A 14,767-nucleotide genomic window follows, 5' to 3' on the forward strand; every position below is an offset into this window, starting at 1 on the left:
GGAGTCGGGCTACTATTCCTCCTGCTCCACGCCGAGCCGCTCCCACTGCTCCCTCGCCTCGGCCTCGGCGACGGCGATGCGCTCGGCATCCCACGGTTCGATGACCAGGGCCTCGGCCACCAGCTGCCAGATGTATTTCACCTCGTAGGTGCAATCGGGGTAGAATTTGGGGATGCGGCGCATGATCTGGTCGCGGCAGTTGGAGCAGCCCACGACCACCACGTCCGCGCCCGAATCCTTGATCTGCTGATACTTGTAGCGCGCGTGCCAGGCCGACTCCTGTTCGAAGGGCATGGGCCACATGCCGCCGCCCGCTCCGCAGCAAAAATTCTTCTCGCGGGTCGGGGTCAATTCCACGAAATCATCAACGCAGGCTGCCACGATCTCGCGCGGCTCCTCGAAATAACCCTTGCCGTAATGCGCCGCCAGTTCCCGTCCGTGTTTGCACGAATCGTGAAAGGTGAATCGCCGTCCCTTGTGCACGCTTTTGTCCAGACGAATGCGGCCCTCACGGATCAGCTTCAAAAGGTAGTCATAGAGATAGACAAAATCCACGGCATTGTCCGGGTTCTCCGCCACAAGCGAGGACATGCCCTTGCGACAGCCATACGAACCGCCACCGCAGTCGGGCATGATCATGGTCTTTATGGCGTTTGAGCGCATGTATTCGATCTTGCGGCGGGCAAGCTCGCGATTGCCGTCGTAGTTACCGGTGAAGAGCGCCCAGTCCACGGCTTCCCAGCCGGTGGACGGCACGGTCCAGTTTTCGCGGGCGGCGTAGAAAATCTTCCACCACCAGAACTGGTCCTCGAAATCACCGTAGACTTCCTTTGAATTGGGAAAAAAGAGGATGTCCGCGCCCTTCTTGTCCACAGGCACATGAAAACCCGGACATTCTTCCGCAAGGTCCCGGCCCAAATCGTACATGCCGCCGAGGTATTCCTCACGGCTGATGGCCAGGTTGTTGCCCGTGGCCAGGTTGTTGGCCATGCCCTTGTGCAGGGAGCCGGGAACCGCCTCGCGCGGCCGCAGGCTCTTCATGTGGGCCATGACCGACGGGATGTCGATGCCCGCCGGACAGACTCCCGCGCAGCGGCCGCAACCCGTGCATAGCCAAGGAAAATTGGAAGCCACGACTTCATCCGTCATCCCGTTGGCCAGAAGACGCATGACCTTGCGCGTATCCCATCCCGCCATGCCCGGCGTGCCCGTGATCGGACAGCCATTGGCGCAGGATCCGCAGACCATGCAGGCTGAAAAATCGAACCGTTCCAAAAAGGAGCGCAATTCCGGATTCATGAAACAAGATGGAGTGCTCATGGCTACCCTTGCCCAAAAAAATTATCCCACACAATTTTGTGGCTAAAATTATCTTTCAGATATTTTCACAAGTCAACACAATATGTTCGTTTTCGAAAATGGCAATGTATCACGCAAATCTTGAAATCCGCCAACATTGGAGAATTATCAGGCTTGAATAAAACTAATTACTATAACCAAAAGAACAAAAATGAAAATACGTATAAATAAGTATCCCCCTCTTCGCACTCTTGAATTTTTAAGTATTTCAAGCTAGACGCGCAAAAAAAGAACGTCCACCACCAAATCCAAGGACCGTCTATGCGCATCGGACTCGCCACTGCCCCTGTTCCCATGTCGCTGGAGCATTCGCTCCGGAACATCCTCGATTTCATGGACCAGGCCGCTTCTTTCGACGTGGACCTGCTCTGTTTTCCCGAAGCGTATCTGCCCGGAATGCGCGGCCAGCATTTTTCCATTCCCCTGTGTGAACAAGCCGAGCTGCGCGAAGCGTTGGATATCGTGTGCAAGGCCTCGGCCGAGCATGGAATGGGGGTCATCCTGCCCATGGAATGGCCTTCGGAGCAAGGGCGCTACAACCTTGTTCAGGTCATTTCACCCGAAGGCAAGATCATGGGCCGCCAGTGCAAGACCCAACTCGATCCAGACGAAGAAGGAATTTATGTCCCCGGCCGGGGACGGCAGATTTTCGAAATGAACGGAGTCAAGTTTGGAGTGGTCATATGCCATGAAGGGTGGCGCTATCCGGAAACCGTTCGCTGGTCGGCCTGCCGGGGAGCACAGATCGTCTTTCATCCCCAATGCACCGGCAGCAACACGGCCGGACGCACGTCCCAGGCCTGGGGAGACCCGGATGGTCCCTATTACGAAATGGCCATGGTCTGCCGCAGCGTTGAAAACGGCATCTTTTTCGCCAGCGTGAACTACGCCCTCGATTACCAGGACTCGGCCACCAGCCTGGTCGCGCCCGACGGCTCATGCCTGGCTCATCAGCCCTACGGGCAGCCGGGACTTCTGGTACAGCAACTGGAATTGGAACTGGCCACGGGCCTGCCCGCCAGGCGCTACTCGCCGGACCGCTACTAGATCGCGTCCTTCACGAATCGAGCCCGAACTTCTTCATCTTGCTGCGCAGGGTGACCCTGGTCACCCCCAGCACGCGCGCGGCCTCGCTCTTGTTGTTGCCCACCTGTTCCAGGGTGCGCGCGATTGCCTCGCGCTCCGCATCCTCCAGTGATTGGCCGCCAGACGGACCCGTGGCCGACTTCTCGGACCCGCGCAGAGTCGCGGGCAGGTCATTCTCCGTGACGAATTCGCCGGGCGAAAGGATGACTGCGCGCTCCACCACGTTTTCCAGCTCGCGCACGTTGCCCGGCCAGTCGTAATGAAGCATCAGATCCATGACCCTGGGCGAAAAGCCGCGATAGCTCTTGCGGTTGCGTTCAGCGAAGCGGTGCAGGAAATGCCGTGCCAAAAGAGGGATGTCCTCGGGCCTCTCCCTGAGCGCGGGGACGCGCAGGGCAATGACGTTCAGGCGGTAGTACAAATCCTCACGAAAGCCACCGTCCCGAACTTCCGCCTCAAGGTCGCGGTTGGTCGCGGCGAGAACCCTCACATCCACGCGGATGGATCTGTCGCTCCCGAGGCGCTGCACTTCCCCCTGCTGCAAGGCGCGCAGGAGTTTGGCCTGCAACGCGGGAGCCATTTCACCGATCTCGTCCAGGAAGAGGGTGCCGCCGTCGGCCTGCACGAACCGTCCGTCCCGCTGCCGCTGCGCCCCGGTGTACGCGCCCTTTTCATGCCCGAAGAGCTCGCTCTCGAGCAGATTTTCCGCCAGGGCCGCGCAGTTGACCGTGATCATGGGCCTGGCCTTGCGCGGACTCCCCTCGTGCAGCGCCTTGGCCACCAGCTCCTTGCCCGTACCGGATTCGCCCAGAATCAGCACGGATGCTTCGGATGGGGCCACGGCCCGGATCATGGCCGCAAGCTCGCGCATGGGGGGCGAGTCGCCGATCATCTCCGACAACGGATCCGCCTCGCCGCCAACCTGCGCTGAACGCTGCGCCCCGCCCTGCTCCAGCGCCCGCTCAAGGCCCATGCGCAGCTCCCCGAAATCAAGGGGTTTGTGCAGATAGTCCAGCGCTCCGGCTTTCAGGGCCTGGACCGCGACATCCACGGAAGAATAGGCGGTCATGATCAGCACGGGCAGGTAGGGGTTGTAGCTCTTTATTTGGCGCAAGGCTTCGATCCCGTCCACCTCGGCCATGCGCACGTCGGTCAGAACCACGTCGTAGGCGCGCTCGCGCACCCTGGTCACGGCCATGGCCCCGTCATCCGCCGTATCGACCTCGTACCCCCAGCTGCCGAGCATGGCCACGAGCATGGTCATGTGGGCCCGGTCATCGTCAACCACCAGAATTCGCGCCTTCATCGATTTTCTCCCTTTACAGGCAGATCAAGAGTCACTTGCGTGCCCTGCCCCGGCTCGGACGCAATCCGCACCTGCCCGCCGTGGGCCTCCACCATGGTTCTAACCGTGGCCAGCCCAAGGCCGGTCCCCTGATTCTTGGTGGTGAAGTACGGATCGAAGATTCTGTCCAGATCCTGCGCCGGGATTCCGTGACCGGTGTCGCTCACGCGCAGTTCCAGCCGGTCCTTCACGCGCTGCGCGGAAACGGTCAGCACGCCTCCGTGGGGCATGGCCTGGATGGCGTTCAGGAACAGATTCAGCAGGACTTGCAGCATGCGGTCCGGGTCGAGAGTCTGTTTCTCAAGCTTTGCGATCCGGGTCTGCACGGCGATGCCCTTGCCCTGGCAATCATCTTCCACGAGTCTCAGGGCATGCCGGACAAGATCGGACACGTCGGTGGGCGCAAGGCGCGGCTGCGCAGGGTGGGTCAGTTCAAGCAGCTCGGTCACGACGCGGTTCAGGCGGTCGACCTCGCCGATCATGACCTCGGCCAGTTCCCGATCCTGCGTCCCGGCTTCGAACTTGGCGCCGAAATAGGTGGCAAAGCCCTTGATGGAGCTCAATGGATTGCGGATCTCGTGGGCCACTCCGGCGGCCAGGGTGCCAAGCGCGGCCAGCCGCTCCTGCCGGGCCACCTCTCTTTCAAGCCCTGCCACCTTGCGTCGCCAGAAAAGCGTGACCGCCCCGGCAAAGGCCAAGGCTAGACCAAGACCACCGGCCATGGCCAGGGTCAGGACATCCTTGCGCACGGCGCGCAGGTAGAGCGAGGCGTCAAGGCCCACGGCAATGAGCGTGCGCTCATCGATTGAATTCGGGACGGTCTCGTGCATCATGCCTCCGTGCATTGTGCGCCGGGGCGGACGGGAATAGCGATAGACCACGAAGAGCGGATCGTCGCCGGGCCGGATGATGGCCCACGCGGGCTCCGTGGATGCGGGCAGGGCGGACAGCGCCTCCGCCGTGACGCCGCTGCCCGGCTCGGCCTCGCTCAGGGCCTCGAAGCGCCCTGCCGCGTCGATCAGCCCCAAAAAGCGCAGGTCCCCCTGCCGGATCATCTCGTCCATGAGAAAGCGCAGGCGAAACTGCCGCCCATCCTGCCCGCGCATGCCCATGCGCCGGGCGGCCTCCACGGACCGGATCAGGGTCTCGCCCTGGGTGGTTAGAATGCGGGCGATGGTGCGCTGCTCCCGCGCGCGTCCCTCCACGGCGAGCCAGATCAGAATCGCGGCCGTAAGCACTGCGGGCACAAGCAGGATAAGGCCGCGCCGCCGCCAGAAGATGGATGTCGAAAGAGGTGCCTGATTGATCATTGCCCGTGCCGTCCTTGAAGCAAGGCATGCCCGGCACGCCTCGCGGTCTGATTGTCATCCTTGAACATGGAAACTACCAACGAAGCCCTCTTCTAGCAAATATCCTGCCTGCCCGGTCATGGCAGGCCCCATTACAAATCGCTGTTTCATTTGACGGTGACGGACTTCAAAACTCATCGGTCACGCGCACATTGCCACGCAGGAAAGGATTTCGTAGGCAGGCCGAAAAGGAGCGCATCATGAGCCTTAACGAACTGCAGGAAGATGTCGATGCCTGGGTGAAAACAATCGGGGTCCGCTATTTTTCCGAACTGACCAACCTCGGCATTCTCATGGAAGAAGTCGGCGAAGTGGCCCGCATCATGACCCGCCGTTACGGAGACCAGAGTTTCAAGGACAACGAAAAAAACGATCTGGGCGACGAACTGGCCGATGTCCTTTTTGTTTTGACCTGCATCGCCAACCAAACCGGGGTCGATCTGACGGAAGCCATGCGCCGCAACCTGGAAAAGAAAACACTGCGCGACAAAAATCGCCACAAAAACAATCCAAAGCTGCATTCGGCCTGAACCTGGTCAGATTCTGACCGAAAGCTTCAGGCAGGTGGTCAGATTCTATCCGCCTGCACGAGGGCAGAAGCGAAACAATCGACAATCACGGCTTAAAAAGCTCAATAAAACAGATAGTTGAGAAATAAAACCCACTCTGGCACGCCCCTTGATATCCTCTCTGGTACATTCGCTAATCAAAACCATTTGGAGGATCTCATGAAAAGAACGACAAGCATCGCAATCCTGGCCATTTTCGGCATCGTCGTACTCAGCACCCTGACTTTCGCCGGCCCCATGCGTGGCATGGGCGGCATGGGTGGCGCCGGGGACTGCACGGGCCGGAACATGAACCCTGCCATCCAGCAATTGCCCCAGGAAAAGCAGGACCAGCTCAAAAGCATTCTGGACGAACATCGCAAGGAAATGACCCCCATGCGCAATGCCATGTGGGAGAAGCACACCCTGCTCAAGGCCCTGTCCGGCAACCCCAACACCAAGCCTGAAACCATCACCGCCCTGGTCGGCGAATTGAGCGACCTGCGCGCCCAGATGCAGACCAAGCGCGAAGCCCTGCAGGCCCGGGTGAGCAAGGAAATCGGCATCGACCTGCCCATGGGCTTTGGCATGCATGACCGCCGGGGCAAGGGCGGACATGGCCGCGGCCACGGTGAATTCGGCCAGCGTGGCATGGGCCGGGGCATGAATCCTGGCATGAATCCTGGCACGGGTCCGGGCATGGTGCCAGCCCCGAACGCCGCTCCCGCCACTCCGGGCGCATAAGGCACATTAAGAAAACCCCTTCGCACTCAGGGCGACATCGCCTGCCGGGCGGCCTTCGGGCCGCCTTTTTTTGTTCTTGCCCACTCGGGCGCGGGGGCCTATAGGCCCGAACCATGAGCCTTTTTTCCAGCAAATCCCTTCCCCAGCCCAAATTTCTGCCCATGACCCGCCATGAGATGGACCAGCTTGGCTGGGACGAACTCGATGTGCTTCTGGTCAGCGGCGATGCTTACGTGGACCACCCTTCCTTCGCCATGGCCCTTCTGGGCCGGACGCTGGTGGCGCAGGGACTGCGCACCGGCATCATCACCCAGCCGCGCTGGAACGATCCCGAGGACTTGCTCGTCATGGGCCGCCCGCGTCTTTTCGCCGGGGTCTCGGCCGGAGCCATCGACTCCATGCTGGCCCACTACACCGCCTTTCGCAAAAAACGCTCCGAAGACGCCTACACGCCCGGCGGCAGGGCCGGAGCCAGGCCCAACCGGGCCTGCATCGTCTACACCAACCTGCTGCGACGCGCCTTTCCGGGATTGACCGTGGTTCTGGGCGGCATCGAGGCTTCGCTGCGGCGCATCACGCATTACGATTTCTGGACCGATGCCCTGCGCAAGCCCATCCTCCTTGATGCCAAGGCCGACGCCGTGGTTTACGGCATGGGCGAACGAGCCATCCTGGACATCGCGACCCGGTTGCAGGCAGACCGGGATTTAAGGGGCATCCCCGGCACCGTCATCGCCGACGGAGATCTCCCCGCAGATATCAAGCTTCCCAGCCACGAAGACATGCTTGCCGACCCCAAGGAATTGATGCGGGCCACACTCCTGCTCGAAAAGCAGGTCCACGACGGTACGCAGTGGGCCGTGCAGCGCGTCGCAAACCGATCCATCCTGATCGCGCCGCCGGCCACTCCGCTGACCACGGCGGAAATGGACAGGGTCTACGCCCTGCCCTACGCCCGCAAGGCTCACCCCGCCTACAACCAGCCCATTCCGGCCGAGGAGATGATCCGCGACTCCGTGACCAGCCATCGCGGCTGCGGCGGGGGCTGCTCGTTTTGCACCCTGGCCCTGCACCAGGGCCGACGCATCGCCTCGCGCAGCCGGGATTCCATTCTGGACGAGGTCCGCCGCATGGCGGCAAGCCCTGACTTCAAGGGCCATGTCTCCGACGTCGGCGGCCCCAGCGCCAACATGTGGGGCGCGTATTGCGACAAGGAAGGCCAGCCCTGCAAACGGGCAAGCTGCATGACGCCCACCGTCTGCCCGCATTTCAGCATGGACCAGAAGGCCCACCTCGATCTGCTGCGCACCCTGCGCCGCACTCCTGGCGTGCGCGGCGTGCGCGTGGCCAGCGGAGTTCGCTTCGATCTGGCCCTTAAGGACATGGTTGCCCTTGGCGGCTATCTGCGCGAATTCGTGGGCGGACAGCTCAAAATCGCGCCCGAGCATGTATGCGACCACGTCCTGCGGCTGATGCGCAAACCAGGCAACCGCGTTTTCGAAGAATTTCTGACGATCTTCGCCCGCGAATCGAAACAGGCGGGCAAGGAACAATACGTCATCCCCTACCTGATGAGCGCCTTCCCGGGCACCACCGACGACGACATGCGCGCCTTGGCAGGATGGCTCGGCGCCCGCGGCTGGAAGCCAAGACAGGTGCAGTGCTTCATCCCCATCCCCGGAGCCGTGGCCACGGCCATGTATCATGCTGGCATCACGCCGGAAGGCAAACCCGTCCATGTGCCCCGCACAGACGAAGAACGGCTGCGCCAGCATCGCATCCTGCTCCCGCCTGAAGACAGGGCTCCCGGGCGTCCCATGGACGCAAGGCGCGAACCTCGCCCGAAAAGCTGCGCGAACCGTTGTGCAGCGCCCGCGCGAAGTGCTGGCCCCGCAAAGAAAAAATCGGGCCGCAAAAAGAAATAAAAAACTCCCTGTCTTCGGGCCATTGCCCGCCTTACGCCCGTCCTTCCCTGATGCGCAGGGCGTGGCGGACATTTTTTGTCCTTTGATTTTTATGCACATTTTTCAAGAAGGGAATTGTCTTTTTCTAGATTTGACTGTAATATCAGATAGAAGAAGATTTTTACCGGAAGCCCGAGCCTGATCTGCAATCGGTCGAGGGCCAAACGTGGCCGAGAGCCCGGCGGAAGATAATTTTTTTTTAAGAACATGAAGAGAATAACTTCCCATAGTTCTTGATTTTTATTATGAAGTTCTGAATTTTCATGATGGACCGTATCTTTTGCCCCAAGCTATTGCCTTGGACATTGGCCGGTCTGCCTTGAACAAATGCCCCGGCGTCCATGAACCATCCCTTGAGGATCATGAGTTTTCCCGAATCGCAATCTGGAGCGAACAATGAACAAAAGCGAACTTATTCAGTCCCTTGCCGAAAAAATCAAGATTTCCAACGATGAAGCTTCCACCATCGTGGACAGCTTTTTCGACTCCATGCGCGACGCCTTGCTGCGCGGAGACCGGATTGAAATCAGGGGGTTCGGCAGTTTCAAGATCAAGCAGTACGAAGGCTATGTCGGCCGCAACCCCAAGACCGGGGAGTCGGTGCAGGTCAAGCCCAAGAAAATGCCTTTTTTCAAGGCCGGCAAAGGGCTGCTGGACTATCTCAACGGTTAGGCCGTTGACATGAGGGGCCGTTTTGACGCAATTGCTCGCGGCACACCTTAAAGAAAGACTGCAACCTGTTCGTCCCGGACGGGTTGAACGTCTTTTCATGGAGCTTCGGCATTGCATTCCGTGATCCAACGCGTCGCTGCGATTCATGATCTTTCCGGGTTCGGAGGGGGGTCACTCTCGGCTGTGATCCCCATTCTTTCAGCCCTTGGAATTCAGGTCTGCAGCCTGCCCACAGCCATACTTTCCACCCACACGGGCGGTTTCGCCAACTTCCATTTCCGCGACCTGACCTCGGACATGCGCTACATCATTGACCATTGGCGCCAATTGTCGCTGTCCTTTGCCGGCATCTACTCCGGATTTCTGGGTTCGCCGGAACAGATCGACATCGTCAGTGATTTCATAAGGACATTCCGCGCCGATTCCACCCTGGTCGTGGTCGATCCGGTGCTTGGCGACGACGGTAAGCTTTACGACACCATGGACAGGTGCATGGTCGACGGCATGCGCAGTCTTGTCGCCTCCGCCGACGTGATCACACCGAACATCACAGAGGCGGCCCTGCTGCTGGGCAAGGCAGGCCCCCCGGTCATCTCGGGAACCAAGGAGATAAAGATCTGGGCCCGCGCCCTGGCTGATCTCGGGCCCCGCTGCGTCATCATCACCAGTGTTCCCGAAGAGCACGGCCGGGGAACGTCTGTCGTGGCCTTCGACAAGGACGCCAGCCGCTTCTGGAAGGTTGCATGCCCATATATTCCTGCGTGTTACCCCGGCACTGGAGATATTTTCGCCAGCGTGATAACAGGTTCCCTGTTGCAGGGCGATTCCCTGCCCCTGTCCCTGGACCGGGCCGTGCAGTTCGTCTCCATGGCCATCCGAGCCACCTTCGGCCACAATTTTCCGGAACGCGAGGGAGTCTTTCTGGAACGGGTGCTCCCGAGTCTGAACGCCCCCGTGTCCATGAGCAGCTTTGAACTGATATGACCGATCGATACCGTGGAATATTCGTCAGTGACCTCGACGGGACATTGCTGCGGGACGGCCAGATCTCCGATGGCGATCTGCGGGCCTTCAGGGAGCTTCGCGATCAGGGGATCATGCGCGTCATCGCCACGGGGCGGTCGCTGTATTCGGCCAGGGCCTGTCTTGCGGATGATTTTCCGGCCGATTATCTGATCCTTTCGACCGGAAACCAGATCGTGAACTGGCCGACGCAGGAGGTCATGCGTTCGTCCTTCATGACGGGGCCGGAAGTGCAGGATATCTGCCGTTTCCTGTCCGGACTCGGACTGAGTTTCATGGTGCACGAGGAATTTCCGCACAGCCATCGTTTCGAGTACCACCGGGGGCACAGGAACGTCGCGGATTTTGATCGACGCCTGGCCCTGTACGCAGACCACGGACGGGAAAACACAGGCTCACGCGACATGCGCGCCGCATCCCAGATCGTGGCTATCGTTGACGGAAACGACGCGGCAATGCATGACCGCATCAACCGGGAACTGGGGAATCACAGCGTGATCAGGGCCACGTCCCCGCTGGATGGACAGTCCATGTGGATCGAAATCTTCGCGGCGGATGTCTCCAAGGCCTCCGGAATCATGCATCTGGTCAATCATCACGATCTGCACGGGGCGCCCAGTGCGGCCATCGGCAACGATCACAACGACAAAGACATGCTTGAACTGGTACAGATGTCTTTCAAAGTCGCGGATGCATTCCTGGATAAGGAAGGCAAATACATTACAACCCCGGAAAACAGCGACGCAGTGGCATTCGCCATCGCGCACTACATGGAAAGATTCCATGCCGGCATGACGGAAGCATGAAAAAAATATTGGCCATCCCCGCACTGCTCGGGGCAACATCGCTTGATATCGTCAAGAACGTGGGACAGTGGGGAGTCTTCTCCCTGACTGCTGTTCTGGGCATGATCCACATGCGCCGACTTCTGCCCAAGATTCTCCACGACATATATTTCATCGGCTTCAAGTCCCTGAACATCATCATTCTCGTGGCCTTCTTCACGGGCATGGTCCTTGGACTGCAAGGCTACTACACCCTGATCAAGTTCAGCGCCGAGGGCATGCTCGGCGTGGCCGTGGCCCTGTCCCTGGTGCGCGAACTCGGGCCGGTGCTGACGGCGATCATGCTCATCGGCCGAGCCGGTTCGAGCATCAGCGCCGAGATCGGGATCATGCGCATCTCCGAGCAGATCGACGCCCTCTCGACCATGGACGTGGACCCTGTCCGCTATCTGGTCACGCCCAAGATCATCGCTTCGCTGATCTGTTTTCCGCTCCTGACCGCGATCTTCGATTGCGTGGGCATCCTGGGCGGTTATTTCTCCTCCGTGCTCCTAAGCTCCCGCTCGGGGATCTTCTTCAGCAAGATCCAGTCGAGCCTGCTCCTGTCCGACGTGACCGGCGGGTTCGTCAAATCCTTTGTCTTTGCCTTCATCGTCATCACCATATCCTGCTACTGCGGATATTACACGCACCAGAACCAATCCAGCGCCGGTGCGGAAGGCGTCAGCAACTCAACGACATCCGCCGTTGTCCAGTCATGCGTTTACGTATTGGTCTCCGACTACGTCATAACGTCTTTTTTGATGTGAGCACATGAGCAGCACAACACCTCTCATTCAACTGCGCAATATTTCGAAGGCGTTCGGCGGCAGGGAAATCCTGCGGGGCGCAACCCTCGATATCCAGCGAAACGAGATCACCGCCATCATTGGAAAGAGCGGCGGCGGCAAGAGCGTCCTGGTCAAGCACATCATCGGCCTGATCACCGCCGACAGCGGGGAGATCATCTTCGACGGGATCCCCTATTCGAACATGAAGCGAAAGGATTTCTCGGCGATCAAGAACCGTTGCAGCTACATGTTTCAGAACAACGCGCTCTTCGATTCCATGACCGTGTTCGAGAACATCGCCCTGCCCCTGCGGGAAAAATTCAAGCTCGGGAAAAAGGATCTGGAAGACAAGGTCCGCGCCCGCATCGAACAGCTCGAACTGACCGAAGTCGCGCAGATGTATCCGAAGCAGATTTCCGGCGGCATGCAGAAACGCGTGGCCCTGGCGCGGGCGCTGGTCACGGAACCCGAGATCATCTTTTTCGACGAACCGACCACGGGTCTCGACCCCATCCGCAAGAAGACGGTCTTCTCCATGATCCACCGCTACCATGAAAAGCTCAATTTCACGGCGGTGATCATCACCCATGACATCCCCGACATTTTCTACATCGCGCACACCGTGAACATTCTCGACGAAGGCCGGATCATCTTTTCCGGATCGCCCGTGGCCCTGGAACAGTCCTCGGACCCGGGGCTTTACACCTACACGCACGGCCACGAGATGCTCATCGACGAATTGACAGGCCTGCACAACAGGCTCTCGCTCATGCGCAAGATCGAGGCCTTCGGGGCCGAAGTCCAAGGCTCCGAGCAACTTGTTCTGGCCACGGTCAGGCTTCTGGGCATGAGAACCATGATGGACTACAAGGGAGACCTTCTGGCCCACGCCTTCATCAGAAACCTGGCCAAATTCGTGAACTCCTTTCTGCCCGAGGGTGCCTGCGCGGGCATGTTTTCCAAGGAAATTCTGGTCATTGCGGCCAAAACCAAGGACGAATCAACCCTTGAGCTGTTTCTAAGCCAGCTTGAGGCCTTCTTCACCAACCTGACCATTGAAACATATTGTCACAAGCACAGACTTCAGGTCGAGATCGGCGGCGCGCTGGTAACCACAGGATTGAGCGCCTATTCGGCCATTCAGGAAGCACTTGCAACATCCAAGAAGTACGTATGAAGACCAACAACTCCTCCCTGCATCTTTCCATCGGCCTTTTTGTCATCGTGGGCCTCGCCTGCACGGCCTATCTGGCCATGACCCTCGCGAACACGACGTTTTTCGCCGGTGACTCCTACGAGGTCACGGCCAAATTCACGGCCGTGAACGGACTCAGGGCCGGCAGCAACGTGGAAATTTCCGGCGTGTCGGTGGGCAAGGTTTCAAGCATCTCCTTGGACCAGACCCTTTACCAGGCCGTAATTACCATGAACATCGACAATTCCGTGGGCATTCCCGTCGACTCCACGGCCGCAATCAAGACAAGCGGACTCATCGGTGACAAGTACGTGAGCATCATCCCCGGTGCCGACGACTCGCTCCTGAAAGACAAGGAGATCCTCATGGATACACAGGCGGCCCTCGATATTGAGGAAATGATTTCAAAATATGTATTTGGAAGTGTCGACAAATGAGAATTCTGTTCCTTTTCCTTATCATGCTTCTTCCTGCTCCGGCCGTGTCGCAGGACAACCCGACAAGCTACATCCGCGCCAACGTCGACAAGGTGGTAAACATCCTGACGTCTCCGGAATACGAGGCGGAAACAAACAAAACCGAGCAATTGCGTCAGATCGAAGCCGTGGTCGACAATTTTTTTGACGCCGAAGAGCTCTCCAAGCGCTCTCTTGGTCAATACTGGAGAATCTTCACTCCCGAACAGAAGCAGGAGTTTCAGCCCCTGTTCCTGAAACTCATCAAGCAGGTCTACCTCAAGAAATCCATCACCTACAATGACGAGGTCGTGAATTACAACCAGGAGATCATCAAGTCGGACACCCTGGCCGAAGTCCATACCACCGTTACTTCCCCCGACCTGAACATTCCGATCATCTACTACATGATCAGAAAAGACGTTTCATGGAAGGTCTACGACGTCTCGGTTGAGAATGTGAGCCTCATCAAAAACTACCGCTCCCAATTCCGGAGCATCCTGCAAAACAATTCGCCCGACAAACTCATTGCCACTTTGAGGGACAAAACCAATGAATAAGCGCCTTCTCCTGCTCTGTCTGGCCTTGTGCATGATCCTGCTCCAGGGATGCGCCGGCAAGAAATCCAGCCCTTCCATGAACCAAGACGTAGCGGCAGGTCAGGAATACGAAGAAACTTACGGGGAAGAAGAAAACGGCCCTTACCCCGACCAGCTGGAAGGCTTCAACCGTGGAGTATTTTCCTTCAACGACGGTTTCATCACCTACGTGTTCACACCCATCGACACGGTCTACACCGGATTTTTCCCGCCGGACATCCGCGCCGGGTTCGGCAACTTCTACCGCAATCTCGGGTACCCCGTGCGTCTCATCAACGCCCTCTTGCAGTTCAAGTTCGACAAGATGGCCAAGGAGACCGCGTCCTTTGCCCTGAACACGTTTTTCGGCGTGGGCGGCCTTTTCAACATCACCCACAACATGCCGAGCCTGCAATCATCCCCCGAGGATTTCAGCCAGACCCTGGCCTTTTACGGCCTGGACTCCGGCACGTATCTGGTGCTGCCAATCCTTGGGCCGACCACTCTGCGTGATGCAGTGGGCTCCGTCGCGGACTCCTTTGCTCATCCCCTCTCCTTCGTGACCCCGGACAGCGCGAAATACGCACTGATCGGACATGACAGGGCCAACTCGGCCTCGGCCAAGCTCCCAGCCTACAAGAGCATCAAGGAGGAATCCTTCGACCACTACACGAGCATGAAGGATGTCTATTTCCAGTACAGAATAGGCCTGGAGAAAGAATAAAGTCGGCTCTCATGTGACAATGAGGTCACACGTCACGCGTGACCTTGACTTTCACGGGTCCGGAATATCTTGATTGAGATGATCAATTGACCATAAATCCCGACACGAAC

At 58.7% G+C, this 14,767-nt stretch carries 15 protein-coding genes; 12 read left to right on the forward strand and 3 right to left on the reverse strand.

Annotation, left to right across the window (positions count from 1 at the left end; all coding sequences use genetic code 11):
* Positions 1-12 precede the first annotated feature (12 nt).
* Positions 13-1,320, reverse strand: coding sequence for a (Fe-S)-binding protein (locus BMZ40_RS12320; protein WP_092376141.1), 1,308 nt, complete (start codon positions 1,318-1,320; stop codon positions 13-15).
* Positions 1,321-1,620: 300 nt separating this feature from the next.
* On the opposite strand from BMZ40_RS12320, the gene BMZ40_RS12325 reads away from it, so the two are divergent.
* Positions 1,621-2,406, forward strand: coding sequence for a carbon-nitrogen hydrolase family protein (locus tag BMZ40_RS12325; RefSeq protein WP_092376144.1), 786 nt, complete (start codon positions 1,621-1,623; stop codon positions 2,404-2,406).
* Between the two features lie 10 nt (positions 2,407-2,416).
* On the opposite strand, the gene BMZ40_RS12330 is transcribed toward BMZ40_RS12325, so the two are convergent.
* Both BMZ40_RS12330 and zraS read right to left on the reverse strand, forming a co-directional pair.
* On the reverse strand, positions 2,417-3,751 hold the full coding sequence (locus BMZ40_RS12330) for a sigma-54-dependent transcriptional regulator (protein ID WP_092376147.1): 1,335 nt from the start codon (positions 3,749-3,751) through the stop codon (positions 2,417-2,419).
* Positions 3,748-5,100 (reverse strand): two-component system sensor histidine kinase ZraS, encoded by a 1,353-nt coding sequence (gene zraS / locus BMZ40_RS12335; protein ID WP_092376150.1) that lies wholly within the window; start codon positions 5,098-5,100, stop codon positions 3,748-3,750. The genes BMZ40_RS12330 and zraS overlap by 4 nt, the downstream gene beginning before the upstream one ends.
* 239 nt (positions 5,101-5,339) lie before the next feature.
* On the opposite strand from zraS, the gene BMZ40_RS12340 reads away from it, so the two are divergent.
* The 11 genes from BMZ40_RS12340 (at position 5,340) to BMZ40_RS12390 (ending at position 14,657) form a co-directional block, all read left to right on the forward strand.
* Positions 5,340-5,669: a nucleotide pyrophosphohydrolase gene (locus tag BMZ40_RS12340; RefSeq protein ID WP_092376153.1), complete on the forward strand. Its 330-nt coding sequence runs from the start codon at positions 5,340-5,342 to the stop codon at positions 5,667-5,669.
* Between the two features lie 198 nt (positions 5,670-5,867).
* Positions 5,868-6,431: a periplasmic heavy metal sensor gene (locus tag BMZ40_RS12345; protein WP_092376156.1), complete on the forward strand. Its 564-nt coding sequence runs from the start codon at positions 5,868-5,870 to the stop codon at positions 6,429-6,431.
* A 113-nt stretch (positions 6,432-6,544) separates the two neighbouring features.
* Entirely contained in the window at positions 6,545-8,356 is a 1,812-nt protein-coding gene (locus BMZ40_RS12350; protein ID WP_092376159.1) for a YgiQ family radical SAM protein, read from the forward strand.
* 435 nt (positions 8,357-8,791) lie between these two features.
* Positions 8,792-9,067, forward strand: coding sequence for an HU family DNA-binding protein (locus BMZ40_RS12355; RefSeq protein WP_092193878.1), 276 nt, complete (start codon positions 8,792-8,794; stop codon positions 9,065-9,067).
* Positions 9,068-9,178: 111 nt separating this feature from the next.
* The gene (locus tag BMZ40_RS12360) at positions 9,179-10,051 is read left to right on the forward strand and encodes a pyridoxamine kinase (protein WP_092376163.1); all 873 of its coding nucleotides are present in this window, start codon (positions 9,179-9,181) and stop codon (positions 10,049-10,051) included.
* Complete coding sequence (locus BMZ40_RS12365) at positions 10,048-10,896, forward strand: HAD-IIB family hydrolase (RefSeq protein WP_092376166.1); 849 nt, start codon at positions 10,048-10,050, stop codon at positions 10,894-10,896. The genes BMZ40_RS12360 and BMZ40_RS12365 overlap by 4 nt, the downstream gene beginning before the upstream one ends.
* Positions 10,893-11,684 (forward strand): MlaE family ABC transporter permease, encoded by a 792-nt coding sequence (locus tag BMZ40_RS12370; protein ID WP_092376169.1) that lies wholly within the window; start codon positions 10,893-10,895, stop codon positions 11,682-11,684. The genes BMZ40_RS12365 and BMZ40_RS12370 overlap by 4 nt, the downstream gene beginning before the upstream one ends.
* Positions 11,685-11,688: 4 nt before the next feature.
* A complete protein-coding gene (locus tag BMZ40_RS12375; protein ID WP_092376172.1) occupies positions 11,689-12,882 on the forward strand; it encodes an ATP-binding cassette domain-containing protein in 1,194 nt (397 codons plus the stop codon).
* The gene (gene mlaD / locus BMZ40_RS12380; RefSeq protein ID WP_092376175.1) at positions 12,879-13,337 is read left to right on the forward strand and encodes an outer membrane lipid asymmetry maintenance protein MlaD; all 459 of its coding nucleotides are present in this window, start codon (positions 12,879-12,881) and stop codon (positions 13,335-13,337) included. Before BMZ40_RS12375 ends, mlaD begins: the two co-directional genes overlap by 4 nt.
* Positions 13,334-13,915, forward strand: a complete 582-nt coding sequence (locus BMZ40_RS12385; RefSeq protein ID WP_092376178.1) for an MlaC/ttg2D family ABC transporter substrate-binding protein — start codon at positions 13,334-13,336, stop codon at positions 13,913-13,915. Before mlaD ends, BMZ40_RS12385 begins: the two co-directional genes overlap by 4 nt.
* Complete coding sequence (locus BMZ40_RS12390) at positions 13,908-14,657, forward strand: MlaA family lipoprotein (RefSeq protein WP_092376181.1); 750 nt, start codon at positions 13,908-13,910, stop codon at positions 14,655-14,657. Before BMZ40_RS12385 ends, BMZ40_RS12390 begins: the two co-directional genes overlap by 8 nt.
* Positions 14,658-14,767 lie beyond the last annotated feature (110 nt).

This window comes from Desulfomicrobium apsheronum (genome assembly GCF_900114115.1).
Classification (GTDB): Bacteria; Desulfobacterota; Desulfovibrionia; order Desulfovibrionales; family Desulfomicrobiaceae; genus Desulfomicrobium; species Desulfomicrobium apsheronum.

Bases quoted from the DNA above. Each gene is read 5' to 3' on its own strand.
- BMZ40_RS12320 (WP_092376141.1), bottom strand. From the start codon at position 1,320: ATGAGCACTCCATCTTGTTTCATGAATCCGGAATTGCGCTCCTTTTTG.
- BMZ40_RS12340 (WP_092376153.1), top strand. From the start codon at position 5,340: ATGAGCCTTAACGAACTGCAGGAAGATGTCGATGCCTGGGTGAAAACA.
- zraS (WP_092376150.1), bottom strand. From the start codon at position 5,100: ATGATCAATCAGGCACCTCTTTCGACATCCATCTTCTGGCGGCGGCGC.
- BMZ40_RS12390 (WP_092376181.1), top strand. From the start codon at position 13,908: ATGAATAAGCGCCTTCTCCTGCTCTGTCTGGCCTTGTGCATGATCCTG.
- BMZ40_RS12355 (WP_092193878.1), top strand. From the start codon at position 8,792: ATGAACAAAAGCGAACTTATTCAGTCCCTTGCCGAAAAAATCAAGATT.
- mlaD (WP_092376175.1), top strand. From the start codon at position 12,879: ATGAAGACCAACAACTCCTCCCTGCATCTTTCCATCGGCCTTTTTGTC.
- BMZ40_RS12370 (WP_092376169.1), top strand. From the start codon at position 10,893: ATGAAAAAAATATTGGCCATCCCCGCACTGCTCGGGGCAACATCGCTT.
- BMZ40_RS12365 (WP_092376166.1), top strand. From the start codon at position 10,048: ATGACCGATCGATACCGTGGAATATTCGTCAGTGACCTCGACGGGACA.
- BMZ40_RS12375 (WP_092376172.1), top strand. From the start codon at position 11,689: ATGAGCAGCACAACACCTCTCATTCAACTGCGCAATATTTCGAAGGCG.
- BMZ40_RS12385 (WP_092376178.1), top strand. From the start codon at position 13,334: ATGAGAATTCTGTTCCTTTTCCTTATCATGCTTCTTCCTGCTCCGGCC.
- BMZ40_RS12325 (WP_092376144.1), top strand. From the start codon at position 1,621: ATGCGCATCGGACTCGCCACTGCCCCTGTTCCCATGTCGCTGGAGCAT.
- BMZ40_RS12330 (WP_092376147.1), bottom strand. From the start codon at position 3,751: ATGAAGGCGCGAATTCTGGTGGTTGACGATGACCGGGCCCACATGACC.
- BMZ40_RS12345 (WP_092376156.1), top strand. From the start codon at position 5,868: ATGAAAAGAACGACAAGCATCGCAATCCTGGCCATTTTCGGCATCGTC.
- BMZ40_RS12350 (WP_092376159.1), top strand. From the start codon at position 6,545: ATGAGCCTTTTTTCCAGCAAATCCCTTCCCCAGCCCAAATTTCTGCCC.